Origin of the sequence: Pseudomonas sp. HMWF032, assembly GCF_003060885.1 — a bacterium.
GTDB lineage: Bacteria > Pseudomonadota > Gammaproteobacteria > Pseudomonadales > Pseudomonadaceae > Aquipseudomonas.
Window position 1 is genome coordinate 130,581 of record NZ_QAIG01000007.1, and the last position, 25,467, is coordinate 156,047.

At 59.1% G+C, this 25,467-nt stretch carries 22 protein-coding genes and 4 tRNA genes; 10 read left to right on the plus strand and 16 right to left on the minus strand.

Going from position 1 to position 25,467, the window contains the following annotated elements:
• Window positions 1-39 precede the first annotated feature (39 nt).
• Window positions 40-1,473, plus strand: coding sequence for a M48 family metalloprotease (locus DBR00_RS11680; RefSeq protein ID WP_108486504.1), 1,434 nt, complete (start codon window positions 40-42; stop codon window positions 1,471-1,473).
• A gap of 48 nt (window positions 1,474-1,521) precedes the next feature.
• Here DBR00_RS11680 and DBR00_RS11685 read toward each other — a convergent pair whose 3' ends face one another.
• Together DBR00_RS11685 and DBR00_RS11690 are read right to left on the minus strand one after the other, a co-directional pair.
• Complete coding sequence (locus DBR00_RS11685; protein WP_108486505.1) at window positions 1,522-2,406, minus strand: bile acid:sodium symporter family protein; 885 nt, start codon at window positions 2,404-2,406, stop codon at window positions 1,522-1,524.
• A 151-nt stretch (window positions 2,407-2,557) separates the two neighbouring features.
• On the minus strand, window positions 2,558-3,319 hold the full coding sequence (locus DBR00_RS11690) for an SDR family oxidoreductase (protein WP_108486506.1): 762 nt from the start codon (window positions 3,317-3,319) through the stop codon (window positions 2,558-2,560).
• Window positions 3,320-3,543: 224 nt separating this feature from the next.
• Between DBR00_RS11690 and DBR00_RS11695 the strand changes: the two genes are divergently transcribed.
• Complete coding sequence (locus tag DBR00_RS11695; protein ID WP_108486507.1) at window positions 3,544-4,551, plus strand: NADP-dependent oxidoreductase; 1,008 nt, start codon at window positions 3,544-3,546, stop codon at window positions 4,549-4,551.
• A gap of 65 nt (window positions 4,552-4,616) precedes the next feature.
• Here the strand turns inward: DBR00_RS11695 and DBR00_RS11700 are convergent, their stop codons facing one another.
• Complete coding sequence (locus DBR00_RS11700) at window positions 4,617-5,303, minus strand: hypothetical protein (protein WP_108486508.1); 687 nt, start codon at window positions 5,301-5,303, stop codon at window positions 4,617-4,619.
• 143 nt (window positions 5,304-5,446) lie between these two features.
• Between DBR00_RS11700 and DBR00_RS11705 the strand changes: the two genes are divergently transcribed.
• Genes DBR00_RS11705 through DBR00_RS11715 form a run of 3 tightly spaced genes read left to right on the plus strand, consistent with a single transcriptional unit; the run spans window position 5,447 to window position 8,569 of the window.
• Entirely contained in the window at window positions 5,447-6,703 is a 1,257-nt protein-coding gene (locus DBR00_RS11705) for an ATP-binding protein (RefSeq protein ID WP_108486509.1), read from the plus strand.
• Window positions 6,700-8,037: an HD domain-containing phosphohydrolase gene (locus tag DBR00_RS11710; RefSeq protein ID WP_108486510.1), complete on the plus strand. Its 1,338-nt coding sequence runs from the start codon at window positions 6,700-6,702 to the stop codon at window positions 8,035-8,037. The genes DBR00_RS11705 and DBR00_RS11710 overlap by 4 nt, the downstream gene beginning before the upstream one ends.
• Window positions 8,038-8,041: 4 nt before the next feature.
• Window positions 8,042-8,569: a response regulator gene (locus DBR00_RS11715; RefSeq protein ID WP_108486511.1), complete on the plus strand. Its 528-nt coding sequence runs from the start codon at window positions 8,042-8,044 to the stop codon at window positions 8,567-8,569.
• A 22-nt stretch (window positions 8,570-8,591) separates the two neighbouring features.
• On the opposite strand, the gene DBR00_RS11720 is transcribed toward DBR00_RS11715, so the two are convergent.
• The 5 genes from DBR00_RS11720 to DBR00_RS11740 form a co-directional block, all read right to left on the minus strand.
• Window positions 8,592-11,651 (minus strand): efflux RND transporter permease subunit, encoded by a 3,060-nt coding sequence (locus tag DBR00_RS11720; RefSeq protein ID WP_108486512.1) that lies wholly within the window; start codon window positions 11,649-11,651, stop codon window positions 8,592-8,594.
• Complete coding sequence (locus DBR00_RS11725; protein WP_108486513.1) at window positions 11,648-12,679, minus strand: efflux RND transporter periplasmic adaptor subunit; 1,032 nt, start codon at window positions 12,677-12,679, stop codon at window positions 11,648-11,650. The genes DBR00_RS11720 and DBR00_RS11725 overlap by 4 nt, the downstream gene beginning before the upstream one ends.
• 90 nt (window positions 12,680-12,769) lie before the next feature.
• Window positions 12,770-13,549, minus strand: coding sequence for an ABC transporter permease (locus DBR00_RS11730; protein WP_108486576.1), 780 nt, complete (start codon window positions 13,547-13,549; stop codon window positions 12,770-12,772).
• An 11-nt stretch (window positions 13,550-13,560) separates the two neighbouring features.
• A complete protein-coding gene (locus tag DBR00_RS11735) occupies window positions 13,561-14,493 on the minus strand; it encodes an ABC transporter ATP-binding protein (RefSeq protein WP_108486514.1) in 933 nt (310 codons plus the stop codon).
• Between the two features lie 207 nt (window positions 14,494-14,700).
• A complete protein-coding gene (locus DBR00_RS11740; RefSeq protein ID WP_108486515.1) occupies window positions 14,701-15,360 on the minus strand; it encodes a transglutaminase family protein in 660 nt (219 codons plus the stop codon).
• A gap of 150 nt (window positions 15,361-15,510) precedes the next feature.
• On the opposite strand from DBR00_RS11740, the gene DBR00_RS11745 reads away from it, so the two are divergent.
• Window positions 15,511-17,958 carry an acyl-CoA dehydrogenase gene (locus DBR00_RS11745; RefSeq protein WP_108486516.1) on the plus strand — a complete coding sequence of 816 codons (2,448 nt, stop codon included), beginning with the start codon at window positions 15,511-15,513 and terminating at the stop codon, window positions 17,956-17,958.
• Between the two features lie 66 nt (window positions 17,959-18,024).
• Window positions 18,025-18,435, plus strand: coding sequence for a PA2817 family protein (locus DBR00_RS11750; RefSeq protein WP_108486517.1), 411 nt, complete (start codon window positions 18,025-18,027; stop codon window positions 18,433-18,435).
• Between the two features lie 125 nt (window positions 18,436-18,560).
• Here the strand turns inward: DBR00_RS11750 and DBR00_RS11755 are convergent.
• The 4 genes from DBR00_RS11755 to DBR00_RS11770 all read right to left on the minus strand — a co-directional run bounded on the left by DBR00_RS11755 (window position 18,561) and on the right by DBR00_RS11770 (window position 18,963).
• Window positions 18,561-18,636: transfer RNA gene (locus tag DBR00_RS11755), tRNA-Gly, on the minus strand.
• 22 nt (window positions 18,637-18,658) lie between these two features.
• A tRNA-Glu gene (locus DBR00_RS11760) sits at window positions 18,659-18,734 on the minus strand.
• Between the two features lie 43 nt (window positions 18,735-18,777).
• A tRNA-Gly gene (locus tag DBR00_RS11765) sits at window positions 18,778-18,853 on the minus strand.
• Window positions 18,854-18,887: 34 nt separating this feature from the next.
• Window positions 18,888-18,963 (minus strand) — tRNA-Glu (locus tag DBR00_RS11770).
• Window positions 18,964-19,183: 220 nt separating this feature from the next.
• Between DBR00_RS11770 and DBR00_RS11775 the strand changes: the two genes are divergently transcribed.
• Complete coding sequence (locus DBR00_RS11775; RefSeq protein ID WP_108486518.1) at window positions 19,184-19,954, plus strand: hypothetical protein; 771 nt, start codon at window positions 19,184-19,186, stop codon at window positions 19,952-19,954.
• A 35-nt stretch (window positions 19,955-19,989) separates the two neighbouring features.
• Entirely contained in the window at window positions 19,990-20,652 is a 663-nt protein-coding gene (locus DBR00_RS11780) for a glutathione S-transferase family protein (RefSeq protein WP_108486519.1), read from the plus strand.
• Between the two features lie 68 nt (window positions 20,653-20,720).
• Here DBR00_RS11780 and DBR00_RS11785 read toward each other — a convergent pair whose 3' ends face one another.
• Both DBR00_RS11785 and DBR00_RS11790 read right to left on the minus strand, forming a co-directional pair.
• Window positions 20,721-21,203: a GAF domain-containing protein gene (locus tag DBR00_RS11785; RefSeq protein ID WP_108486520.1), complete on the minus strand. Its 483-nt coding sequence runs from the start codon at window positions 21,201-21,203 to the stop codon at window positions 20,721-20,723.
• Window positions 21,196-22,089 (minus strand): ATP-binding protein, encoded by an 894-nt coding sequence (locus tag DBR00_RS11790; RefSeq protein ID WP_108486521.1) that lies wholly within the window; start codon window positions 22,087-22,089, stop codon window positions 21,196-21,198. Before DBR00_RS11790 ends, DBR00_RS11785 begins: the two co-directional genes overlap by 8 nt.
• A gap of 99 nt (window positions 22,090-22,188) precedes the next feature.
• Between DBR00_RS11790 and DBR00_RS11795 the strand changes: the two genes are divergently transcribed.
• Entirely contained in the window at window positions 22,189-24,501 is a 2,313-nt protein-coding gene (locus DBR00_RS11795) for a response regulator (RefSeq protein WP_108486522.1), read from the plus strand.
• Here the strand turns inward: DBR00_RS11795 and DBR00_RS11800 are convergent.
• Together DBR00_RS11800 and DBR00_RS11805 are read right to left on the minus strand one after the other, a co-directional pair.
• Window positions 24,477-24,953 carry a MarR family winged helix-turn-helix transcriptional regulator gene (locus DBR00_RS11800; RefSeq protein WP_108486523.1) on the minus strand — a complete coding sequence of 159 codons (477 nt, stop codon included), beginning with the start codon at window positions 24,951-24,953 and terminating at the stop codon, window positions 24,477-24,479. The two genes, DBR00_RS11795 and DBR00_RS11800, sit on opposite strands and share 25 nt — an antisense overlap.
• Entirely contained in the window at window positions 24,950-25,435 is a 486-nt protein-coding gene (locus DBR00_RS11805; RefSeq protein WP_108486524.1) for a glutathione peroxidase, read from the minus strand. Before DBR00_RS11805 ends, DBR00_RS11800 begins: the two co-directional genes overlap by 4 nt.
• Window positions 25,436-25,467: the final 32 nt, after the last annotated feature.

Sequence of the window (25,467 nt, forward strand, 5' to 3'; positions counted from 1 at the left end):
CAGCTACAGTAGCGCCTTTGTTCGACAAGAGCTTTGTGCATGAGCCTTCTGCGCCCTACCCTGTTGACGCTAGCCAGCCTACTGGCAACCCCCGGCATGGCCAGTGATCTGCCGTCCCTTGGCGACGCCAGCTCCGCCATCGTATCCCCCCAACAAGAACATCAGCTCGGCCGTGCCTGGCTGAGCCTGCTGCGAGGCCAAGTCAGCCAACTCGATGATCCGCAACTCAAGGACTTCGTCGAAACCAGCGTGTATCGCCTCAGCGAAACCAGTCAATTGCAGGATCGACGCCTGGAGTTCGTCTTGCTCAACAGCCCGCAGATCAACGCATTTGCCGCTCCGGGCGGGATTGTAGGGGTCAATGGCGGCCTGTTTCTTTACGCTCAGACTGAAGCCGAGTACGCCTCGGTCATGGCTCACGAACTGGCGCACTTGTCGCAGCGCCACTTCGCCCGCGGCCTGGAAGCGCAACAGCGCATGCAGCTCCCGGTCATGGCCGGGCTACTCGCCGGTATCGTCGCTGCGGCCGCAGGTGCCGGAGATCTGGGCATCGCAGCCATAGCTTCGACGCAGGCAGCCGCGTTGCAGGAACAACGACGCTTCTCCCGACAGAATGAGCAGGAAGCTGACCGCATCGGTCTGGTCAACCTGGAAAAGGCCGGCTTTGACCCCCGCGCCATGCCCAGCATGTTCGAACGCCTGATGCGTCAGTACCGCTATGACCGCAAACCACCTGAATTTCTGCTGACCCACCCGGTGTCGGAATCACGTATTGCCGACACCCGCAACCGCGCCGAGCAGTACACCGCCAAAGGCATTACCGACAGTGTGCGCTATCAGCTGATGCGCGCCCGCGTTCAGTTGATCTACGAGGAAACCCCTGGGGTCGCCGCCAAGCGTTTTCGCAATATGCTCGACGAAAACCCCAAGCTGGATGCGGCCCGCTATGGCCTGGCGATTGCGCAAATAAAAAGTGGTCAACACAAGGACGCCCGCGAAGCCCTGCAACCCCTGCTCGCCAGCGCCCCAAACGATGTCACTTACAACTTGGCACAGATCGAGTTGGACATGGCTGCCAACCGCTTGAGCGACGCACAAAAGCGCATTGATCACTTATTGAGCCTGTACCCGAGCAACTACCCGGTTAACCAGGCGCATATTGATCTGTTGATGAAACAAACCCGTACCCAAGAAGCCGAACGTGCCCTGAACGAGCTGCTAAAAACCCGCGGCAAGGATCCAGACGTCTGGTATCAGGTGGCGGAAGTACGGGGTCTGGCCGGTAATACCATCGGCCTGCATCAAGCTCGCGGGGAATTCTTTGCCTTGGTCGGCGATTACAACCAGGCCCTGGAACAACTCGACTTTGCCAAACGCCGAGCCAGTAACAACTTCCAATTGGCCTCGCGCATCGACGCACGGCAGCGCGAACTGATGGAAGAGAAACGCATCATCGAACAGATGTTGCGTTAAGCCCGCCCCCACACGCCTTTACTTGGCTTATGGGGGCTGAGAGGTCCGCTAATCACTGGCCTTGAGTTGGTTGCCATGCGCCATGTTCACCCACCAGCCGAAAGCCGCGGCGGTGAAGAACATGATGATGCTGTAGATCGCTGCCGGGATCGACATGGTGGCGTTATTCAACAGCATCGGGCTCAGGGCCAGGGCTATCGCCAGGGTGCCGTTGTGAATGCCGATCTCCATGCCGATGGCAATCGACTGGCGCAGGCTCAGCTTGCACAAACGCGGCACCCAGTAGCCCACCGCCAGGCTGATCAAGTTGAACGCCAGTGCCGCACCGCCCACCAGCGGTGCGTAGTCAACGAACGTCTGCCAATCCTTGACCACCGCCAGGATGATGATGATCAGCAGAAACAGCGCGGAGATGATCTTCACCGGCTTTTCCATCCGTTCCGCAAACCCGGGGAAACGGCTGCGTATCCAGATGCCGATGGCCACAGGGCCGAGCACGATGACAAACACCTGCACCACCTTGGTGAACTGCAGCGGCAGGGCCTGATCACCTTCCATAAAGTAAGCCAACGACAGGTTGACGATCAGCGGCATGGTCAGCACCGCAATCACCGAGTTGACCGCCGTCAGGGTGATATTCAGCGCCACATCGCCATGGGCCAAATGGCTGTAGAGATTGGCCGTGGTGCCGCCCGGCGAGGCCGCCAGCAGCATCAGACCAACAGCAAGCGCAGGGGCCAGACCAAAGGCCTTGGCCAGGAAGAAACACACCAGCGGCAGCAGCAACAGCTGGCACGCCAGTCCGATCAGCACCGGCTTGGGGAATTTCACCACCCGAGCAAAATCCGCCAGGGTCAGCGACAAGCCCAGACCAAGCATGATGATGCCCAGGGCAATGGGGAGAAACAGGGTCAGTAACGGATCAGCGGTCATTATTGTTTTACTCCGGGATCGGGACAGCGCGACGATTCTGGCGAGAGCGTGATGGCGTTCGCAGTGACTTTAGCGGCCAATTGCCCGACCTGGGAGGCCTATATGTAAAAAGGTGCCACAAGGGCACCTTTTTTATCGCGACAGCTGAGCGTCAGATTGCCGTTGCCCCACCGTCCACTGCCAGCGCGTGACCAGTGGTAAATGCTGCGTTGTCACAGCACAGATACAGCACGGCGGTGGCGATTTCCTCGACCTTGCCGATGCGCCCGACTGGATGCATGGCGGCCGCGAACTCGCCCTTCTTCGGGTCGGCTTCATAGGCGCGGCGGAACATGTCAGTGTCGATCACCGCCGGGCATACGGCGTTGACCCGCACTTTCTTCTTTGCGTATTCAACAGCAGCGGATTTGGTCAGGCCGATCACCGCGTGTTTGGACGCGCTGTAGATGCTCATTTTCGGCGCCGCGCCCAAGCCGGCGACCGACGCGGTATTGACGATGGCACCACCGCCTTGGGCCAGCAGCAGCGGGATCTGGTGCTTCATGCACAGCCACACGCCTTTGACGTTGACGCCCATGATGGCATCGAACTCGCTTTCGCTGCCCTCGGCCAGCTTGCCCTTCTCGATCTCGATACCAGCATTGTTGAAGGCATAATCCAGGCGGCCGTAGGCGCCCAAGGTGCGCTCCATCAGTACTTTGACCTCGGCATCGCGGGTCACGTCGCAACGGACAAACAGCGCATCGCCGCCCGCTTCGCGGATCAGCGCTACAGTCGCTTCGCCCCCGTCGATATCAACGTCGGACACCACCACCTGCAGGCCTTCGTTGGCGAATGCCAGTGCCGTTGCACGACCAATACCCGCTGCACCACCGGTGACCAGGGCAACCCGGCCGGAAAAGCTCAAGCTCATCTGCGTGTCCTCGCAAGGATTAAAAACTGCGCTGAGTCTAATCAGCTCCCCGGCCCCAAGGCAGCACTATCAAAGTGCTGGTGATAGCCCCATCGAAATAAGTGATTAACACCCCAGCACGGCTATCACTCGAATGGATTTACAAGCATTCGGCCCACGGGCAAACCTTGCCCCACTGGCCAGCACGGGCTATCAACAGTCTTTCCGTTCAGTGAGTACCTGCCATGACCGCCCCACTCAACCGCCAATTCCTGCTTGCCCGACGCCCGGTCGGCCTGCCCAGCCGTGAGACGTTCAGCTATGTCGAAAGCAGCGTCGGTGAACCCGGCCCCGGCCAGATTCTGGTGAAGAACGCCTACCTGTCGCTGGACCCGGCCATGCGCGGCTGGATGAATGATGCCAAGTCGTATATTCCGCCGGTGGGCATTGGCGAAGTGATGCGCGCCCTCGGCGTGGGTGAAGTGCTGGCCTCGCAGCACCCGGACTTTGCCGTGGGCGATTTCGTCAACGGTGCGCTGGGCGTGCAGGACTACTTTCTCGGCGAGCCGCGCGGGTTCTACAAGGTCGACCCCAAGCGCGCGCCGCTGCCGCTGTACCTCTCGGCACTGGGCATGACCGGCATGACCGCCTACTTCGCTTTACTCGATGTCGGCGCGCCGAAAGCCGGTGAAACGGTGGTAATTTCCGGTGCAGCCGGCGCGGTCGGCAGCGTCGCCGGGCAGATCGCCAAGCTCAAGGGCTGCCGTGTGGTCGGCATCGCTGGCGGCGCGGACAAATGCAAGTTCCTCATCGATGAGCTGGGTTTCGATGGCGCCATCGACTACAAAAGCGAAGACGTGATTGCCGGCCTCAAGCGCGAGTGCCCGAAAGGCGTGGATGTCTACTTCGATAACGTCGGCGGCGACATTCTGGATGCCGTGCTCACCCGCTTGGCCTTCAAGGCACGTGTGGTGATCTGTGGCGCGATCAGCCAGTACAATAACAAACAGGCGGTCAAAGGCCCGGCTAACTACCTCAATCTGCTGGTCAACAGCGCACGCATGGAAGGCATGGTGGTGATGACCTACGCCCCGCGTTTTGCCGAAGCAGCAGCGGAGATGGGCGGCTGGCTGGCCAGCGGCAAACTCAAATCCAAAGAAGACATCGTCAGCGGCCTGACCACCTTCCCGGAGACCCTGCTAAAACTGTTCAGCGGTGAAAACTTCGGCAAGCTGGTGCTGAAAGTCGGCTGATGCCGGATACGCGGCCTCACCGTCTGCTGTTAAGTCAAAGGCGGTGAGGTACCGCCTCGCCCTGTTCAGTCCAAATAAGCGCCGTAGTAAGGCAATAAACTCTCTTCCAATGCCTCAAACAGATCCTGCGTTTGCGAAGCCAGCATATCCAGCACGATCACCCCGTTCACGCCATGATCACTGTCACTCAGTGAACGCAGACGGTTGGCCATGCCCAGGTTCACCTGGCGCAAATGCCCATACAGTTCAGGCAACTCGCTGAGCACAAAGTCGGTACTCAATCCACGATTGGCCCGCAAGACCTGCCCAATCAAGTACGCCCCCACCACCCGAAACAGCGTTTCGTCGGCCTCACTGAACGGTTGATGTACAAACGCCAAGGGCAAAAACGGCCGCGTGCGCGGACAGCCACAAGTGGCCCCGATAAAGCCGATCAACGACCCCAGCACACGCTGCAAGGTGCTGCGCTGCTCAATCACCCGACCACGCCAGTGGATGGTCACCGTGAGCGCATCATAAGAGTGGTGCTGCGCCAGCGGCGTGAGGACACGCGCCAGCTCACTGGCAAAGGGGCACCAGGTCTGTTCACTGGCTTGTAGCGGGCAATTACGGCACTGCTTGTAGTCCAGGCGCGCCCAGGAAGGCGGCTCCTCGGGCTGCGGTTGTGGCGCTATACCCAGCTCAATCAAGCAGCTGGCGGGCTGGCCGGCGTCGAACTGCAACAGGTAGCTGACTTGCAGGGGGTCGCGCATACACACCTCGACTACCGCTCCAGATAATGCGACGGCTGGCTGACGTCAAAATGCCATCATTTACTTTTTAGGACTAAGCTAACCATAGACACGAATCGCCAGATCGGCTGCCCACTCAGCCATCGCCACGCGAGGTACCTGTCATGCATGACTCAACCTACACCCAAGCCGCCGTAGAACAGATCGCCGCCGGCTTCTTCGTACTCGATCAGGACACCCGCATCCTGTCCTGCAACCGCTTTATCGTCGAGCACAGCGGCCGTTCAGAGGCCAGCCTGCTTGGGCTGGCACTGCACGAGGCCTTCCCTGAGGTCGATAACCCCAACTGGCGCGCCATGCTGGAAAAAGTCCGGACCACGGGCAATGCGTTGCAGACCGTCTGGCATGACCAGCCCTACCTGATTCTGCTCGACCGCTTGCGTGGCGTACCGATGTTGCAAGCCTCCCTGCTGTATCGCTTTGAGCATGAGGGGCAGCACCTGTTTGGGCTGGCCATCTTCGACAACAGCCGGGCGGCGAAAAACAATCCTTCACTGGAAGAGGCCCTGCTGGCACTCAAGAACAAACACATCGAACTCAACACCCTGAGCGAGCAGCTGAAAATGGCCAATAGGCAACTGCTGCAATCAGAAAAAATGGCCGCCATTGGTCAGTTGGCTGCGGGTGTGGCCCATGAGATCAATAACCCGGTGGGGTTTGTCGCCTCCAACCTCAAGACGCTGGTCGGCTATGTCCGGCAGTTGCTGGAATTGGTCGACCAGATGAACGAATGGGGCGGCGTCGAGCTGCAGCAAATGAAGCAGCGCTACGACTATGACTTCATCCGTGAAGACATCAGCGGCTTGCTGGCGGAATCGGCCGAAGGCGTGGACAGGGTCAGGAAGATCATCGGTGCACTGCGTGATTTTTCCCACAGCAGTGACGAAACCTTTACCCAGGCCGACCTGCACGAGGGCATTGAAAGCACCCTGAAAGTGGTCAACAACGAGATCAAGTACAAGGCTGACGTGGTGCGCGAGTTTGGCCCCGTACCACCAGTCGAATGCATCGCCGCGCAAATCAACCAGGTGGTGATGAACCTTCTGGTCAACGCCGCCCATGCCATTGACGATTTCGGCCGCATCGTGATCCGCACCGGTGTCGAGCGTGACCTCGCCTTTATTGAGGTTGAGGACAACGGCTGCGGCATACCCGCCGAATTGCAGCGGCAGATCTTCGATCCCTTCTTCACCACCAAACCGGTGGGTAAAGGCACCGGGCTGGGCCTGGCGCTGTCATTCAACATCATCGAAAAACATAACGGACATATCAGCCTGCGCAGTGAACCCGGTCAAGGCAGTTGTTTTCGCATCAACCTGCCGTTACTCCAACCGCACGCCCGGACAAGGAGTTCGCCATGAGCACTGAAACGATTCCCGCACCCTGCGTCCTGCTGGTGGATGACGAGGAAAGCATCCTCAACAGTCTGCGCCGCCTACTGCGTGGCCAGCCCTACCAACTGCTCATCGCCACCAGCGGCGCTCAGGCTCTGGAGTTGTTTGAGCAACACAAGGTGGATCTGGTGCTGTCCGATGCACGCATGCCCGGCATGGACGGTGCCACCCTGCTGGCTGAGGTGCACAAGCGCGACCCGCAGTGCATGAACCTGCTGCTGACCGGTTATGCCGACATCGCCACCATCACCGCCGCCATCAACGAGGGGCGCATTTACCGCTACTTGAGCAAGCCCTGGGATGACGAAGAATTACTGCACGCCCTGCGCCAAGCCCTGATGCATCAGCATACCGAGCGTGAACGTAAACGTTTGCTGTTGCTCAGCCGTAAGCAGAACGATGAACTGCGTCAGCTCAATACCACCTTGGAGCAGCGCGTGCAGTCACGCACCGCCGAACTGCAGCAAACCGCCGACATGCTTGACCTGGCCTACGACGAACTGCGCCGCAGCTATGTCACCAGCACCGAGGTGTTCTCCCTGCTGATCAACCAGCGCCTGCCGCGCAACAAGCAAACCAACCAGCAGGTGATTGCCTTGGTTCGCGCATTTGCCAGCCACATTCGGCTCAGTGAGGGCGACAGCCACAACCTCAACATGGCCGCCGCGCTCTACAACATCGGCAAACTCAGCTGGCCGGATGCCCTGATCACCGCGCCGGCTGACCTGCTCTACAGCAAACACCGCGACACCTACCGCAGCTACCCCACGCAAAGTGAAACCCTGCTGATGTCGTTGGAACCTCTGCAGGATGCAGCCCGGCTGATCCGCCACCATCAGGAGCGCTGGGACGGCAACGGCTTTCCCGACCGAGTCAAAGGGGATGCCATTCCTCTGGGCTCGCGCATCCTCAAACTGGCGGTGGATTTTGTCGAATTGCAGTGCGGCCTGGTGCTGGAACGGCAGATGAACCATGACGAGGCCCTGCTGTTCATTCAGAAATACAGCGAAAAGCTTTATGACCCTGACCTGATCGAAGACTTCTGCCTGATCTGTTCACAGCAAATGCCCGATATCACCGTCACCCAAACCAATGTTCGTGCCTTGGAAACGCGCCGTCTGGAGCCGGGAATGGTTCTGGCGCGCAACCTGCACGCCGACAACGGCATGTTGCTGCTCAATGAAGGCAAAGTGTTGTCGAAATTACTGATCGACAAGCTGGTGGCCTTTGAAGCCATCGAAAGCTCGCGCTACACCTTGTTTGTGCGCGTCCCTGAACCACAACCCGCGCTCACGGAGTAGGCCCATGATCCGTCTACAAGTGGTCGATGATGAACCCTGCGTCCTCCATGCGATAAAGCGCCTGCTGCGCAAAGAGGACTGGGAGGTCGACACCTATGAAGTCCCGCAGCAAGCCCTGCAGGCACTGACCGAAGCCTCCTACAACCTGATCTTGTGCGACCTGCACATGCCCCATCTGGACGGCATTACCTACCTGCAGTTCGCCCGGCAGCGGCAACCGGACGCCCTGCGCCTGCTGTTTAGCGGCCATGGCGACCGCGACAGCCTGGTCCAGGCCATCAACAACGCTCAGGTGCAGCGCTTTATCAGCAAACCCTGGGACGACTACGAGTTGCTGGAAACCCTGCGCAACGCGGTGCAGGTGCAGCACCTGCAAGCCGAACAACACCGTTTACTGACGCAGATACAACAGCAACAGCAGCAGCTAAACAGCCACCGCCACGCCTTGCTGGAGATGCAGCGCCAGCATCCGCAACTGTTTCAGCTCAAGCTCGGCGAAGACGGCAGCATTCTCTTGTACGAAGAGCCCTAAGCCCTTCTCTTACGGAGAGCACTCAGCCCTGCGCTGCCTCAGTCGGCAACGGCTGCCAACGGCGCAGCAGCATGTACAGCGTGGGGATGACAAACAGGGTGAATACGGTGCCGACCAACAGGCCGCCCACAATCACCCAACCAATCTGCTGACGGCTTTCCGCCCCTGCCCCAGTGGCTATCGCTAACGGCAGCGAACCCAGCACCATCGCCCCGGTGGTCATCAGAATCGGCCGCAGGCGCTGCACCGACGCCTCGATCACCGCGCCGCGTAGCTCATGGCCCTGACGCAACAGCACGTTGGCGAACTCCACAATGAGAATGCCGTGCTTGGTGATCAGACCAATCAGCGTCACCAACCCAATCTGCGAATAGATGTTCAAGGTGCCGCCAAACAGCGTCAGCGCCAGTAAGGCGCCAGCCATCGACAGCGGCACGCTGAACAGGATGATCAGCGGGTCAGTAAAGCTCTCAAACTGCGCCGCCAGCACCAGGAAGATAAACGCCAGGGCCAGGGCAAAGATCAGCGCAATGCCGGCGCTGGACTCCTTGAAATCCCGCGAGGTGCCGGTGTAATCGTACTGCGTCTCCGGCGGGAACACCGCGCGCGCCTTAGTCTCCAGATGCGCCAGGGCTTCACCCAGGGTGTAGCCGGCGCCGACGTTGGCGCTCACCGTTACCGCGCGCAGCTGGTTGAAGTGGTTAAGCTCGCGCGGCGCCACGGTCTCGCGCACCTCGATCAGATTGGACAGTTGCACCATGCTCTCATCGCGGCCACGCACATAAACCCGGTCGAGATCTTGCGGGTTGCTGCGGTCCACGCCCTGCAACTGCACCAGCACGTCGTACTGCTCACCGTTCTGCTTGAAGCGCGTCACCTGACGGCTGCCAAACAGGCTTTCCAGGCTACGGCCAATGGTCGCCACATCAGTACCCACGGCCACGGCCTGCTCGCGGTTGACCGCGACTTTCAGCTGCGGCGCATTGAGCTTGAGGTCGCTGTCCAGGCTTTCCAGCCCCGGATAATCGCGCAGCGAGTTGAGCAATTCATCGACATAACCCTGCAGCTCGCTGTACTCCATCGACGAGCGAATCACGAAGTTCACCGGCTGGTTACGCGCGCTCTGCCCCAGCGGTGGGCGATTGACCGGGAAGGCGCGCACCCCGGCGATGTCCTGCAGTTTGGGCAGCAACTCGTTACGAATCTCGAACTGGCTGCGCGAACGGTCGGCCCAGTCCTCCAGCTTCATAAAGGAGATGCCTTGGGCCACCGTCGGGAAGCCGGCAATCACCATATAACGGTTGGTCTCGGCGATACTGGCGTAGGCGGCCTCTACCTCGCGGGCATAGCGTCCGGTGTAGTTGATGGTGGCACCATCCGGGCCATTGAACACGCCGATGATGGTGCCGGTGTCTTCGGTGGGCGCCAGCTCGGATTTAAGCCCTGAGAACAGCAGCACGCAGGCCAGCATAGCCAGCAACAACACGCCCACCACCCACACCCAGGCACTCAGTGCTTTGGCCAATAGATGCTTGTAGCTGTACGTCAGGCCATTGAGGAAATTCTCGATCAGGTTGTACACCCGGTTACGCCGCTCGCCGACCTGATGCGGCTTGAGCAGCAGCGCACACATCATCGGGGTCAGGGTCAGGGCGACAAAACCGGATACCAGCACCGCGCCGGCCAGGGTCCAGGCGAACTCGGTAAACAGCTTGCCGGTGGTGCCCTGCATAAAGCCGATGGGGGCAAATACCGCGGCCAGGGTCAGGGTCATGGCGATCACCGCAAAGGCAATCTCACGGCTGCCCTTGAACGCGGCCTGCATGGGCGACATGCCGTCTTCGATGTGCCGGTGAATGTTCTCCAGCATGACGATGGCATCGTCCACCACCAAGCCGATGGCCAACACCATCGCCAACAGCGTCAGGGTGTTGATGGTGAACCCCATCAACGACATCATGGCAAATGCGCCGATCAGTGATACCGGAATGGTCACCAGCGGAATGATGGTGGCGCGCAGCGAACGCAGGAAGATAAAGATGATCAGGATGACCAGCCCTACCGCTTCCCAGATAGTGACGAAGACGTTGTTGATCGACTCACGGATAAACTGCGAGTTGTCGTTGGCCACCGCCATTTCCATGCCTTCCGGCAACAGCAAGCGGATATCCGGCATCGCCTCAGCCAGGCCATCGGAGATGTCCAGCGGGTTGGCCGTGGCCTGCTTGATCATGCCCATCGACACCGCAGGTTTACCCTTATAACGGACGATGCTGCGTTCATCCTTGGCGCCGATTTCGGCATAGCCCACATCGGCCAGGCGCAGCAGGTAACCACGCGAATCATCGAGAATCAGTTGGTTGAACTGCTCCGGGGTGTTCATGTCGGTTTCCGAGAGCACGGTAAATTCGCGTTGCTGCGATTCGATACGCCCGGCAGGAATCTCGACGTTCTGCCGGCGCAGGGCGTCTTCCACACCCTGTACGGTGAGGTTATGCGCGGCAAGCTTTTCCGGGTCCAGCCAGATGCGCATGGCAAAGGTGCGCGCGCCGCGAATCTGCACTTCGGAAACGCCAGGGATGGTCTGCAGGCGATCCTTGATCACCCGCTCCAGCACATCGGTGATTTCCATGGCGCTGTAACGTTCACTGTAGAAGGCAATCCAGATCACCGGCTGGGCGTCGGCCTCAACCTTCTGCACGATGGGCTCGGCGATTTCATCCGGCAGCAGGCCGCGCACCCGGCCCAGTCGATCGCGCACATCGTTGGCAGCCTCATCGGAGTTGCTGCCCAAGCGAAATTGCGCAGTGATCTGGGTATTTTCCGAACGGCTGATCGAGCTGACGAAATCCAGCCCATCGATGCCCGACAGCACATCCTCGATCGGCTGCGCGACCTGGGACTCCATGATCTCGGGGCTGGCCCCCGGGTAAGTGACGTTGACCGTGACAATCGGTACGTCGATATTCGGGTACTCGCGCACGGCCAGACGGTCATAGGCCATCAGCCCGAGCAGCACCACAATCAGCGAGAGTACGGTGGCAAATACCGGCCGACGGATGCAGATGTCCGACAGGGTCATGGCGCTTGCTCCACCACCTTGGTGCGTACCGGCGCACCGGCTCGAACCTTCTGCCAGCCAGCGCTGATCAGGGTTTCATCACCCTGCAGGCCTTCCAGCACCTCAACCATGCCAGCCAGGCGCTTGCCCAGTTTGACCTCGCGCACCTCGACCTTACCCTCGACCACCAGGTTGACCAGCAGCTTATCGCCCACCGGCATGATGGCCTCTTCTGGAATCACCAGGGCATTCGGCCGTTCGGCGAGGATTACCGAGACCCGCACGAACTGCCCTGGGCTCAGGCGGCCATCGCTGTTGCTGATATGCGCGCGAATCGCCTGGCTGCGTCCGACTTCGTCCAGACGTGGGTTGATGGCGAAAATCTCACCGGTGAAGTGCTCGCCCGGATAGGCATCCAGACTTATTTCAATGAGCTGCTTAAGGCGGATCTGGCTGACGGCATTTTGCGGAATGCGGAAATCCACCTTGAGTGGATCGAGTACTTCCAAATTGACGATGTCCTGGCCTTCGCTGAGGTAATCACCGGGGCTGACGGCGCGCAAACCCAGCACGCCATCGTAGGGAGCGACAATGCGCGTCTTGTCCAGGCGTGCCTGGGACAGCGCCAGGCTGGCACGTGAGGCCTGCTGCTGGGCGCTGGCTTCATCCAGCGCCTGGGCGTTACTGGCACCGCGCTTGAACAGCATCTGCGCGCGCTGAAAGTTCTTTTCCGCAAGGTTCAGATTGGCCTGAGCCTGCGCCAGTTCGGCACGGGTGATCGCATCATCCAGGCTGACCAGCAGCACCCCCGCTTCGACACGCTGGCCTTCGCGAAAATGCAGTTGCGCCACGCGCCCGGCGATTTCCGGACGAATCATCACCGACTCGTCAGGCCGCAGCGAACCGAAAGTCACCAGCTCATCACGCACCAGGCGTCGCTCAACGTTGACCGCCTCGACCAGCGGCCCTTCATTGGCGTGCGCTTGCACACTGACAAGCGAACACAAGAGAAAGACGGTACCGAGCAAAGCAGGTGCGCGGGCAAACATATACAACCCCTAATTCGTTTTAGAGGCCGAGCCTAACGGCCGAGCCGCGCAGATCAGCCGTTAAAAATGTTTCCCGATGTTGGCTGCCGCTTACTGGCGCATGCCCCGACCGCTAACCAGTAAGCGAATGCACACGCCATAAAGCACGGCGGTGGCGACCAGCATAAAACCGATGGCCACACCGATACGGATATCGGAAACGCCGAGAATGCCATAACGAAAGGCGTTGACCATATGCAGCACGGGGTTGGCCAGCGACACCGTCTGCCAGAACGGTGGCAACAGGTTGATCGAATAGAACACCCCGCCCAGGTAGGTCAGTGGCGTCAGCACGAAGGTCGGGATGATCGAAATATCATCAAAGTTGCGCGCATACACGGCGTTGATAAAGCCACCCAAGGAAAAGATGGTGGCCGTCAACAGCACCACCAGCACGGTGACACCGAGGTGATGCACCTGCAGATGAGTGAAGAACAACGACAGCACGGTGACGATCACACCCACTGCCAGGCCGCGCAGTACGCCACCGATCACATACCCCGTGAGGATGATGTGCGGCGACACCGGCGAGACCATCAGTTCCTCGATGGAGCGCTGGAACTTGCTGCCGAAGAAGCTCGACACCACGTTGCCGTAGGAGTTGGTGATCACCGACATCATGATCAGCCCCGGCACGATGTACTCCATATAAGTGAAGCCACCCATGTCGCCGATCTGACTGCCGATCAGGTTGCCGAAGATCACGAAGTACAGAACCATGGTGATTGCCGGCGGCAGCAGGGTCTGCGGCCAGATGCGGGTAAAGCGGCGTATCTCGCGGTAGACGATGGTGCGCAGCGCCACCATGTTGGCGGTGAATTCAGAGTTCAAATATGCCGTGCTCATACCGCCACCTTCGCCAGGTTCTTTTCCACCAGGGAGACAAACAGCTCCTCCAGGCGATTGGTTTTATTGCGCAGGCTCAGCACCTCCACCTTCTGCTGCGCCAGTTGGCGGAACAACTCGGTAATGCCCTGCGCCTTGTCCACCTGCACTTCCAGGGTATGCGCATCGAGCAGTTGTGCGGGATAGCCGATCAGCTGCGGCGGTACCAGTTGGGCATCCTTGAGGTCGAGCAGGAAGGTTTCCACATGCAGTTTTTTCAGCAGGTCCTTCATGCTGGTGTTCTCGACAATCCGCCCGTGGTCGATAATGCCGATGTTGCGGCACAGTTGTTCGGCTTCTTCCAGGTAATGGGTGGTGAGAATGATGGTGATGCCCTGCTCATTCAGCTCGCTGAGAAAGCTCCACATCGAGCGGCGCAGTTCGATATCAACCCCAGCCGTCGGCTCATCGAGAATCAGCAGACGCGGCTGATGCACCAGCGCGCGAGCAATCATCAAGCGGCGTTTCATCCCACCGGACAGCTCGCGTGACGGCACATTGTGCTTGCCCCACAGACCAAGCTGGTTGAGGTACTGCTCAGCGCGCTCCTTGGCGATTTTTGCCGGGATACCGTAATAACCGGCCTGGGTCACGACGATGTCGAAGGCCTTTTCGAACTGGTTGAAGTTGAACTCCTGCGGCACCACACCCAGGCAGCGCTTGAGCGCCGAAGGCTGTTTGTCCAGATCGTGGCCAAACACATTGACCGTGCCGCTGCTCTTGGTCACCAGGGTCGAGAGGATGCCGATGGTGGTGGATTTGCCGGCACCGTTGGGGCCGAGCAAAGCGAAGAAATCACCTTCAGCCACGTCAAGGTCGATGCCATGCAGCGCCTGGAAGCCGTTGCCGTAGGTCTTGGTCAACTGGCGAATGGACAGAGCAGTACTCATAAAAATGCGCACACCTGATCAGATAAAAGAAATTCAAGAGGGGCTGCGCCTGCAGCGCGAAGTGGCCCAAGTCTAGCGCCTGGAACCTCTCCACCACAGCATCTTTGCGCAAAACTGCCGCCCCCACGGCTGGGCAGCAGCCTACCAGCGCCAGGGGCAGATTAAACCCGGCCGTTTCCGATGGTGCATATCAGCCCTGTCGATAGATCAGCCGGGCACGGCCTCGGCGGCGAAGTCGCCACTGATCAACAGCGCGTCATCGGCAAACAGATGTGGGTAGCATGCAGCCAGATGATCGAAGAACAGCGGCTCCGGCACATCGGCAAACTGGCCGTGGTCATGCAGGTATTCCATATAACGCTCGCCCTGCTGGTTGAACGGGTGAAATACGCTGTCGCTTAGGCCATCGAATTCCAGCGGCGCCACCTTGAATACCCGGCACAGCGCCAGGTTGAACGCGGGCGTGGCCTTGACCCAGCGACCCGCGAGGTACAACTCGGTATAGCCGTGCATGGCAAATACTTCACTGCGCAGCATCTCCAACAGCCGTTGAGTGGCCAGGTGGTTGCGCACATCGGCCAGGCCGATGCGCGCCGGAATGCCGCAATGGCGGGCGCAGGCGGCGAGTAAGGTGGCCTTGGGTACGCAGTAACTCTCCCCAGCCTGCAATGCGTAGCTGGCCTTCAACGTCTCGGCATCACGGCTGAATACGTAGGGGTTGTAACGGATTTCATCGCGTACCGCGTAGTAGAGGCTGACGGCCTGTTCGCGCGGGTCCCGACTGGCGCCACGAAATTTTTCTGCGAACTCCACCAGCGCGGGGTGGTCACTATCGATGAAGCGGCCGGGCTCGAGGTATTCACGCATCAGGGTTCTCCATGACTGAGAAACCAGTCTACCGACGCGAGTCCGACCAATGCCACGACGATTCGGCCAAGCTCACCGCTCTTGTCGCCATCAATGACGCTACGCTCGTGATGGTGCGTAACAACGCATCGTCATCATGGAGGATTCCGCATGCTCGCTCTCTGGTTACTCGCCCTGCTGCTTGGCACGGCCTTACTCGCTCACCGCCGCACCGCGCCTCTGCCCGCACTGGGCATCGTGACCGGCTTGCTGATTCTGATGGGCGTGTTCAGCCATGCACCGGTCTGGCTGATGGGCCTACTCTGGTTACTCCTGCTAGCCGTGGCCTTGCCTCTGCTGCTGCCGCAACAACGCCGCAGCCTGTTCACTGCACCGCTGTTTGCCTGGTTCAAGCGCGTGCTGCCGCCGATGTCGACCACCGAACGCGACGCCATCGAAGCCGGCACAGTGTGGTGGGATGGCGAGCTGTTCAGCGGCCGCCCGGACTGGGACACCCTGCTCGCCTACCCCAAGGCGCAGCTCACCGAAGAAGAGCAGGCGTTTATCGATGGCCCCACAGAAGCGCTCTGCGCCATGGTCAGTGACTGGCAGATCGGCCAGCAGATGGACTTGCCCGCCGAGGCCTGGGGGCATATCAAGCAACACGGCTTCTTCGCCCTGATCATCCCCAAGCAATACGGCGGCAAGGGCTTTTCCGCCTATGCCCACTCCCAGGTGGCCATGAAGCTGGCCACCCGCTCCGGCGATCTGGCCTCCACCGTGATGGTGCCCAACTCTCTCGGCCCGGCCGAACTGCTGCTGCACTACGGCACCGAGGCGCAGCGCGACCATTACCTGCCGCGCCTGGCCCGCGGTGAAGACATCCCCTGCTTCGCCCTCACCGGCCCCCTGGCTGGCTCCGACGCCGGCGCCATGCCGGATACCGGAATCATCTGCAAAGGCCAGTGGCAAGGCGAGGAAGTGATCGGTCTGCGTCTGAACTGGGAAAAGCGCTATATCACCCTCGGCCCGGTCGCCACCCTGCTCGGCCTGGCCTTCAAAGCCTACGATCCCGAGCATCTGCTGGGTGAAGAGGACGACCTGGGCATCAGCCTCGCTCTGGTACCCACCGAAACGCCTGGTGTCGAAATCGGCCGCCGCCACCTGCCACTCGGCGCCGCCTTTATGAACGGCCCGAACTCAGGCAAGGATGTGTTTATCCCGCTGGATTACTTGATCGGTGGCCAGGAGATGCTCGGCAAAGGCTGGATGATGCTGATGAACTGCCTGTCCGTGGGCCGCTCCATCTCCCTGCCGGCAGTCGGCACCGGCGCAGCCAAGTTCACCAGCCTGACCACCGGCCAGTACAGCCAGATACGCGAGCAGTTCAACGTGCCGCTTTCAGCCTTCGAAGGCATTCAGCAAGCCCTGGCGCGTATCGGCGGTAACGCCTGGCTGATGGACAGCGCACGCATCCTTACTGCCAATGCGGTGGATCTGGGCGAAAAACCCTCAGTGCTCTCGGCCATCCTCAAGTACCACCTGACCGAACGCGGCCGCGAATGCATCAGCCACGCCATGGACGTGCACGGCGGCAAGGGCATCGTCATGGGCCCCAACAATTATCTGGCCCGCTCCTGGCAGGGTGCGCCGATCTTTATCACCGTGGAGGGGGCCAATATCCTTTCGCGTAACCTGATGATCTTTGGTCAGGGCGCGATTCGCTGCCACCCCTACGTGCTCAAAGAAATGACCCTGGCCAGCCACGCCGATCAGGATCAGGCACTGCAGGAATTCGATGAGCTGCTGCTGCAACATATCGGCTTTGCCGTCAGCAACGCCGCCAGCAGCCTGCTGCTCAGCCTCGGCTTTGGCGTGTTCAGTCAGGTGCCGGGTGACCGCATCAGCCGCCCTTATTTCCGCGCGCTCAACCGCCTGGCAGCGTCCTTCGCCCTGCTCGCCGACACCAGCATGGTGCTGCTCGGCGGCGAACTGAAACGCCGCGAACGCCTGTCAGCGCGCCTGGGTGATGTGCTCAGCCATCTGTACTTGGCATCGGCGGCCCTCAAGCGCTACCACGACCTCGGTTATCCGGAGCATGCACAACCCATGCTGCGCTGGGCCATGGAAGAAAGCCTGGGCAAGGCCGAACAAGCACTGGAAGAGCTGCTCAGCAACTTCCCCAGCAAACTGCTCGGCTGTGCTCTGCGCGTACTGGTATTGCCGCTGGGCCGCCGTCACAAAGGCCCACGCGATGAACTGGACGCCGAAGTAGCCAGCATTATCGGCCGTAACAGCGGCGATCCGGCGCTGGAGGAATTGCTCGAAGGCTGCTATCGCCCACAAGCTGAACAGGACCCGGTGGGTGCTCTGCAATATGCGATGAACCTGCTGCAAGACGTACAGGGGCTGCAGAAGAAACTGCACAAGGCCGTCAAAGCCGGCCAGCTACAGGAACTGCCAGAGCAAAGCCTGATCGATGCCGCGCTGGCTGCTGGGGTTCTCAACCCGGAAGAGGCGCACAGCCTGCAGCAGGCCGAAGCGGCGCGGCGGGTGGTGATCGATGTCGACGACTTCGCCAAGGAGGAACTGACCTTAGGCTCCGGCAAGGTGCGTTAAACCGACGGGACAGCGGGCGGCGTGAGCCTTATACTTGCGCGCCCGTTTTACCTACAGGATTGCCCCATGGCCAACACTCACATCGACCATCACCTCGCCCTGCTGCAGCACCTGCGCACCATCCTGGTCGCCTTGGGCGAAGCCGAGCAGATTCTCGATGACAGCCATGCCATGTACCTGGAGCGCTACGACGAACTGCTTAGCGACCTGCCGAGCGATCCGGAGGCCAGCCTCTACTTGGGCCAGGACCTGATCAGTCAGATCTTCCAGCGCTACCCGCAGATAGCCCACCTGGTACCGCGCGACCTGCTGTGGTTCTTCGGCGGTGACTGCCTGCACTTCATGCCGGACGAAGAAATCGAGATGTACCAGACCCTCGAAGAACGCCGCTTCTACGCCGAAGAAAACGACGCACCCTTCGACTGGAATCAGGAAAAGCAGCTGCTGAGCATGCCCGCTCAGGGCGGCAAGCACTGAGCCTCAGCCAGAAACAAAAAGCCCGCACGGCATAACCGGCGGGCTTTTTTACATGCATCAAAAACAGTAGAAACAAAAACGCCGCTCAGTGAGCGGCGTTTTTGATGCTTTCTATCGAAAGAAAATGGAGCGGGAAACGAGACTCGAACTCGCGACCCCGACCTTGGCAAGGTCGTGCTCTACCAACTGAGCTATTCCCGCATACAACTTGGTACAACAAAAATGGCGTCCCCTAGGGGACTCGAACCCCTGTTACCGCCGTGAAAGGGCGGTGTCCTAGGCCACTAGACGAAGGGGACCTTGGAACTTGTCGGCTACCTGCCTGAGCAGATCACCTTAATTTGGAGCGGGAAACGAGACTCGAACTCGCGACCCCGACCTTGGCAAGGTCGTGCTCTACCAACTGAGCTATTCCCGCATAAAACTTGGTTTCAGCACACTTCATTAAGAAGTGGCGTCCCCTAGGGGACTCGAACCCCTGTTACCGCCGTGAAAGGGCGGTGTCCTAGGCCACTAGACGAAGGGGACGCTGCCCGGAAAATACAACTTGTCCGGCTTTCATGCGCTTCGCTGTTTGGCTTTGCGCGATGAAGTGGCGCGCATTCTATGGAGCCTTTCAAGGCTCGTCAACCTCAATGTAAAAAATTTTATAAATCAACGACTTCAGCCCTTAATGTGATGCAGATCTATGAGGCCTTTGCCTAAGGCACTACACTCGGACGAAAAACCGGGAACGAGAGGCTCCATCATGTCCCCACTCGTGATTACCATTTTGATTGTGACGGGCATCGTCATCCTGATTGGCATTGCCTACATCAATCATATGATCGAGAGCAGCAAGCTGGAGAAGTCGCGTATCAAAGCTGAATTGAATGATCGCCTTCGCCGTTGTGAAGTGCTGAGCGAAACTCTGCCCGGCCAGTTCATGACCCCCGCACTCAAACAGCTTCTCAACCGCCTGCAGCTGCATTTTGCGGAAAAAATTCTACCGCTGGATAAAAGCAACAGCACGTTGAAAGCTCGTGTGGAAGAGTTGCGCCTGATGCTCACACAGGGCGAAGCCATTTCCATTGCCAACCCCGCTCAACCAATCATTAACGAAGTCAAAGCCAAAGAGGTGCGCTTCCAGCTGGAGAGCCTGCACGCTCAACTGACACGTTGCGCCAAAGAAGGGAGCATCAGTACCAATGAAGCCAGGCACTGGTTGAAGGAAATACGCCAGATGCTGACCCAAGTACACATTGAATTTTTTAGCAATATCGGCCAGCAGGCACTGCATCAAAATCAACCGGGTCAAGCCCGTCTGGCCTTCGAGCGCGGGGTACAGTATCTGCGTAAACAGCCCGATCCTGCGCCTTACCAAGGTGCACTCAAAAAATTCGAAGAACAACTGGCACGTGCCAATGCACTGGTACTGGAAACCAGCAAACCCAGCATTGATCTGCCCAGTGAACTGGATGCTGGCCTTGAGTCGATGAATAGCGATAACGAGTGGAAGAAGAAAAATATCTACGACTGACAGACTGCAGTCATTTTACTCAGTGAGCATGCTTCATGAGCCTGACCCTCTATGGTGCCCCCCTGTCCCCTTTCGTAAGAAAGGTTCGCCTGTTCCTGGCCGAAAAGGCCCTCGACTATCAACTAGAAATCATCCTGCCCTTCGGCCAGCCCGCCTGGTACCGCGAGCTAAGCCCCCTGGGACGCATTCCATCATTCAAAGATGGCGATTTCAGCCTGGCTGACTCCAGCGTTATCTGTCAGTACTTGGATGATAAATACCCACACAACTCAAGCCTATTGGGGCGCACAGCCGAACAGCGTGCGCAGGTTCGCTGGCTGGAAAAGTATGCTGACTACGAACTGGCTCCACTCTGCACCTTCAGCGTATTCCGTAATCGTGCCTTGAAACCCAGCATGGGCCAGCTCTGTGATGAGGAGTCAGTCCAGAAAGCATTGACCGAAAAGCTGCCCGCGCATTTCGACTACCTGGAAAAGACTCTCGGTAACGCAGAGTATTTTCTCGGCGACTACCTGACGCTCGCGGATCTGGCCGTGACCTGTCAGCTGATCAACATGGAGCATGGTGCCGAGATACTGGATCCGCAGCGCTGGCCTAACCTCAGTGCCCACTACACACGAATCAAGTCTCGCGCATCAGTACAGGGGGTATTGCCGGGCGAACTGAAGATGCTCGCCAAAATGAGCGCCAATGCCTGAGTCATCGCCATCTACCTATAAAAAGCCCGGCGATTGCCGGGCTTTTTATTCCTGCATTGAGGCCTGACTCAGCAATCAGTCAGCTCGACAAATACCTCGACCAGTCTCTCGATGCCGGCCTGATCCGCTGCGCTAAACCGCGCCAGCCGTGGGCTGTCGAGGTCCAACACACCGAGCAGGCGTCCATCCTTGAACAACGGCACCACCAGCTCGCTATTGGAGGCACTGTCACAGGCAATATGCCCGGCAAAGGCATGCACATCTTCAACGCGCTGGGTCTGCCCAGTAGCCGCTGCTGCGCCGCACACACCACGCCCAAAGGGAATCCGCACACAGGCGACTTTGCCTTGGAACGGCCCGAGCACCAACTCCTCACCACGAGCCAAGTAGAAACCCGCCCAGTTCAGATCGCTCAGTTCCTGAAACAGAAACGCCGAAAACTGCGCCGCATTGGCAATAAAATCTCGCTCATCGGCCAGCAATGCCTGCAGTTGCGCCACCAGCAGTGGATAGCCGTCAAGCCCTTGCCCGCTTTGTTGTAAATCAATCATCCGCCTTACTCACTAATTGCAGTCCAACCCAGTCACGGGCGAATTGATAGGCGCAGCGGCCATTTCGGTTACCGCGGCCCAAGGCCCAACGTAGTGCAGCCTTCTCCAGTTCTTCATGCCACTTCCAGACCAGCCCAGCCGGGGCAGCGTGCACCTCCACCCAATGTCTGACCACATCAAGAAAATGCTCCTGACTAAAGGGATAGAACGACAACCACAAGCCGAAACGATCGGACAGCGCGATCTTGTCCTCCACCGCCTCGTTGGGATGCAGCTCGCCTTCCACCCGTTGCCAGTTCTCGTTATCGCTTTGTTTTTCCGGCAGCAGATGACGACGGTTAGACGTGGCATACAGCAGCACATTGTCCGGTGCACGCTCCAGAGAGCCATCGAGCACGGTTTTCAACATGCGGTAATCACCCTCACCGGCTTCGAACGACAGGTCATCGCAGAACAGCACAAAACGCTGCGGCAAGCCGCTCAACTGTTCGACGATACGCGGCAGATCGGCCAGGTGATCGCGCTCGACTTCAATCAAGCGCAAACCCGCCGAGGCATATTCGGCCAGCAGAGCACGTATCAGCGAGGACTTCCCTGTACCGCGCGCGCCCCAAAGCAAGGCATGGTTGGCCGGTAACCCCTGAATAAACTGCCGGGTGTTGCGCGCCAACTGTTCACGCTGCCGGTCCACCCCAATCAGGTCACTTAACCGCATATCCAGACTGACGTTGAGCGGACTCAGAAAACCGCTACGCCCTTCACGCTGCCACCGGGCAGCCAGACTTTGCGGCCAATCGATTGGCGCATGCACAGCTGGCAATAAAGGATCAAGGCGCATCAGAAGTGCCTCGGCACGCACTAAAAAATCACCTAAACGCGAATCCACAACACACTCCAGAGTTTCCGGCAGCCCAGACACTGCCGTGTGGTAAATCACTTGGGCTATGCTTGGCCTGCGACTCAACATGAGAATGACCGGCCCCATATGGATATAGCGCTAACCCAACGTCTGTCATTCAAACAGGCCGGCTTGACCGTTTTGGTGGCTTTTATCCTTGGCACGGTGCTCAGCTTGGTGCAGGTGGGCGTCGATTATGCCAGCGAAGACGCGTCCATCAACCGCGAGATCAATGCACTGATGGAAATCAGCCATAACCCGGCTGCGCGTATCGCCTACAACATCGACGCCGAACTGGCTCAGGAACTGGTGCTGGGACTGTTGCGCTCACCTGCAGTGATCAACGCGCAAATCATCGACAACAACCAAATGACCCTCGCCAGCGTCAGCCGCCCAGCCTTGGAAAGCCGCTACCGGATACTCAGCGACTTGATGTTTGGTCAGCGCCGACACTTTGAAACTGCCCTGTTCGTCAGCCACGCCCCCGAAGAGGCACTGGGAAAGCTCATCCTGGAAGTGGATACCTATGCGTTTGGCAGCCACTTCCTCAATCGTTCGCTGCTGACACTGCTGACCGGTTTTGCCCGCAGCCTGCTGCTGTCGCTGATCCTGCTGGTTCTTTTCTATTTCATGCTAACCAAGCCTCTGACCAGTTTTATCCGTGCCCTCAGTGAACGTGACTTGCGCACCACCAGTAATGCCAAGCTGCCCTATCCGCGCGGTCATAATCGCGATGAGATCGGCGTACTGGTTGATGTGACCAACCGCCAGCTAACCAGCATTGCCAGCGAAATCGAGCAACGCCAACAGGCTGAATCACGCCTGACCCGATACCTAGGTGAACTGGAAGACATGGTTTCAGCACGAACGGAACAACTGGAGGCAGCCAATAGCCGATTGCTCGATTCCAACCGCGAACTAGAAGAGGCCAGGCGTACCGCGCTGGACATGGCTCAAGCGCGCTCAGCCTTCCTGGCCAACATGAGCCATGAGATTCGCACCCCACTGAACGGCTTGCTGGGCATGCTGGCGCTATCACTGGATGGACCGCTGAGCAACGAGCAGCGCCAGCAACTGTCGATCGCACACGACTCCGGCAAGGTACTGGTCGAATTGCTCAACGATATTCTTGACCTGTCGAAGTTCGAGGCTGGCCAGCTTGAACTTGAGCAGATTCCTTTCGATCTCGGCAGCATGATTGAGGAAACCGCCAGCCTGCTGTCACAGAATGCTGCCCCCGGAGTAGAACTGACCACCCTGATCGACCAACACTTGTCAGGACAACTGCTAGGCGACCCGACCCGGGTCAGACAGATCGTCAGCAATCTACTGTCCAATGCCCTGAAATTCACCCGTTACGGTCGCGTCGACATCAGTGTCAGCGCTCAGCCCAACGGGGTCAGGATCATCGTGCGCGACACTGGAATTGGCATCGCCGAGGACGCACAAAGCCGTATCTTCCATCCGTTTGCGCAGGCCGCAGTTGGCATCACCCGCCAGTTTGGTGGTACCGGACTGGGGCTGGCACTGACTCGCCGGCTCTGTGAGGCCATGCGCGGGCAGCTCAGCCTGGAAACCCGCGAAGGATTTGGCAGCACCTTTCGCGTCGACCTGCCCCTTCCCAGCCTGGGTGGAAAACCGCAGCCAGCGCAACTGCATGGGCGTATTGTCGGGCTGATCACTGCCAGCTCAGGACTCAATGCGCAACTGACCAGCCTGCTGCCGAACTGGGGGCTGGACTATCGGCAACTGGATATCGACAGCTCACTGCAGGACCTGCACGCCGACCTGCTGATCAGTGATTGCCCGCAGCGCCTGCAGGAATTGCGGCAGACCTACAGCCTGCCCATCCTGCTTGTTAGCGCCTACGGCAATTTCCTCAGCAGCGAGCAAGTAGAAAATCTAGCCCCCATCGAACAACTGGCCAGGCCGGTATCACGCCACACACTAGTGCGAGCGTTGCGCCATAACCTGAACCAGGGCGACAACCTGCCAAACCTGACGGCCAGCGAACCACCGCGCAGCCGGCAAGCGCGCATTTTGTTAGTGGAAGACAACCCGGTCAATCAACTGGTGGCCAAGGGCATGCTGGGCAAACTCGGCTGCGAGGTGCTGCTGGCCAACCATGGGGCTGAGGCCCTGAGCCTGCTGGAAACGCAGAACGTCGATCTGATCCTGATGGACTGCAACATGCCGGTCATGGACGGCTACGAGACCACTCGCCGGATTCGCCAGAAAGAGGCAATTGCTAAATTGCCAATCATCGCCCTGACAGCCAATGCCCTGGCCGACGAGCGCGACCGCTGCCGCGCGGCCGGGATGGACGACTACCTGGCCAAGCCCTTCCGCAAGGATGAGCTGGCGGCACTGCTTGATCAGTGGTTAAGCGTCATAAAATGATCCAATAGCCCGCCAACCTGGCTGCGCAACGCCGCAAGTGCATCCAGGTCGACACCCCGCTCACACAGCAACTGGCTTTTCAACGGCAGTACCTGTTCACGCAGAGCCCAGCCAGCGTCCGTCAGGGCCAGGTGCACCTCACGCTCATCGCTGAGCGATCGCTTGCGCTGCAACAGCCCTTGCAACTCCAGACGCTTGAGCAGCGGCGTCAGCGTGCCGGAATCCAGCAACAGTCGCTCACCCAGCGCTTTGACCGTCGGCAGTGCCGGCGGTTGCTGCTGCCATTCCCACAGCACCAGCATGGCCAGGTACTGCGGGTACGTCAGGCCGAGCTGATCAAGCATCGGCTTGTAAGCACGGATTACTGCCCGTGAAGCGGCGTACAGCTTGAAGCACAGCTGCTTGTCCAGCTGCAGCCCTTCATCATCCGCGTACAGACTGGCCTGAGTCATTTCAGCAGCGCTTCGATCTCGGCTGTCAGGTCTTCAGGTTTAGTGGTCGGAGCGAAGCGCTTGATCACCTTGCCATCGGCACTGACCAGGAACTTGGTGAAGTTCCACTTGATGCCCTGGCTGCCCAGCAGTCCTGGCGCACTTTTCTTCAAGTTGACGAACAGCGGATGGGCATCGCTGCCATTCACATCGACCTTCTTGAACAGCGGGAAGCTGACGCCGAAGTTCAGCTCACAGAACTCGCTGATCGCGCCCTCATCGCCCGGTTCCTGCTTGCCGAACTGATTGCAGGGGAAGCCCAGCACCACCAGCCCCTGGTCCTTGTACTGTTGCCAGACGTTTTCCAGCCCCTTGTACTGCGGCGTAAATCCACACTTGCTGGCGGTATTGACCACCAGCACGGCCTTGCCACCGAAGTCGGCAAGGGTTTTCTGCTCGCCCTTGATGGTGGTAACCGGAATATCGAAGAGTGCGTTGCTCATGCTGGCCATCCTGGAAAGTGGGAGTAGACGTA

Excerpts from the sequence above, each read along its gene's own strand:
- DBR00_RS11705 (WP_108486509.1), top strand. The coding sequence starts at position 5,447 with ATGCATGACTCAACCTACACCCAAGCCGCCGTAGAACAGATCGCCGCC.
- DBR00_RS11690 (WP_108486506.1), bottom strand. The coding sequence starts at position 3,319 with ATGAGCTTGAGCTTTTCCGGCCGGGTTGCCCTGGTCACCGGTGGTGCA.
- DBR00_RS11740 (WP_108486515.1), bottom strand. The coding sequence starts at position 15,360 with ATGCGTGAATACCTCGAGCCCGGCCGCTTCATCGATAGTGACCACCCC.
- DBR00_RS11710 (WP_108486510.1), top strand. The coding sequence starts at position 6,700 with ATGAGCACTGAAACGATTCCCGCACCCTGCGTCCTGCTGGTGGATGAC.
- DBR00_RS11685 (WP_108486505.1), bottom strand. The coding sequence starts at position 2,406 with ATGACCGCTGATCCGTTACTGACCCTGTTTCTCCCCATTGCCCTGGGC.
- DBR00_RS11795 (WP_108486522.1), top strand. The coding sequence starts at position 22,189 with ATGGATATAGCGCTAACCCAACGTCTGTCATTCAAACAGGCCGGCTTG.
- DBR00_RS11745 (WP_108486516.1), top strand. The coding sequence starts at position 15,511 with ATGCTCGCTCTCTGGTTACTCGCCCTGCTGCTTGGCACGGCCTTACTC.
- DBR00_RS11785 (WP_108486520.1), bottom strand. The coding sequence starts at position 21,203 with ATGATTGATTTACAACAAAGCGGGCAAGGGCTTGACGGCTATCCACTG.
- DBR00_RS11695 (WP_108486507.1), top strand. The coding sequence starts at position 3,544 with ATGACCGCCCCACTCAACCGCCAATTCCTGCTTGCCCGACGCCCGGTC.
- DBR00_RS11700 (WP_108486508.1), bottom strand. The coding sequence starts at position 5,303 with ATGCGCGACCCCCTGCAAGTCAGCTACCTGTTGCAGTTCGACGCCGGC.
- DBR00_RS11715 (WP_108486511.1), top strand. The coding sequence starts at position 8,042 with ATGATCCGTCTACAAGTGGTCGATGATGAACCCTGCGTCCTCCATGCG.
- DBR00_RS11735 (WP_108486514.1), bottom strand. The coding sequence starts at position 14,493 with ATGAGTACTGCTCTGTCCATTCGCCAGTTGACCAAGACCTACGGCAAC.
- DBR00_RS11750 (WP_108486517.1), top strand. The coding sequence starts at position 18,025 with ATGGCCAACACTCACATCGACCATCACCTCGCCCTGCTGCAGCACCTG.
- DBR00_RS11800 (WP_108486523.1), bottom strand. The coding sequence starts at position 24,953 with ATGACTCAGGCCAGTCTGTACGCGGATGATGAAGGGCTGCAGCTGGAC.
- DBR00_RS11720 (WP_108486512.1), bottom strand. The coding sequence starts at position 11,651 with ATGACCCTGTCGGACATCTGCATCCGTCGGCCGGTATTTGCCACCGTA.
- DBR00_RS11680 (WP_108486504.1), top strand. The coding sequence starts at position 40 with ATGAGCCTTCTGCGCCCTACCCTGTTGACGCTAGCCAGCCTACTGGCA.
- DBR00_RS11780 (WP_108486519.1), top strand. The coding sequence starts at position 19,990 with ATGAGCCTGACCCTCTATGGTGCCCCCCTGTCCCCTTTCGTAAGAAAG.
- DBR00_RS11775 (WP_108486518.1), top strand. The coding sequence starts at position 19,184 with ATGTCCCCACTCGTGATTACCATTTTGATTGTGACGGGCATCGTCATC.
- DBR00_RS11805 (WP_108486524.1), bottom strand. The coding sequence starts at position 25,435 with ATGAGCAACGCACTCTTCGATATTCCGGTTACCACCATCAAGGGCGAG.
- DBR00_RS11725 (WP_108486513.1), bottom strand. The coding sequence starts at position 12,679 with ATGTTTGCCCGCGCACCTGCTTTGCTCGGTACCGTCTTTCTCTTGTGT.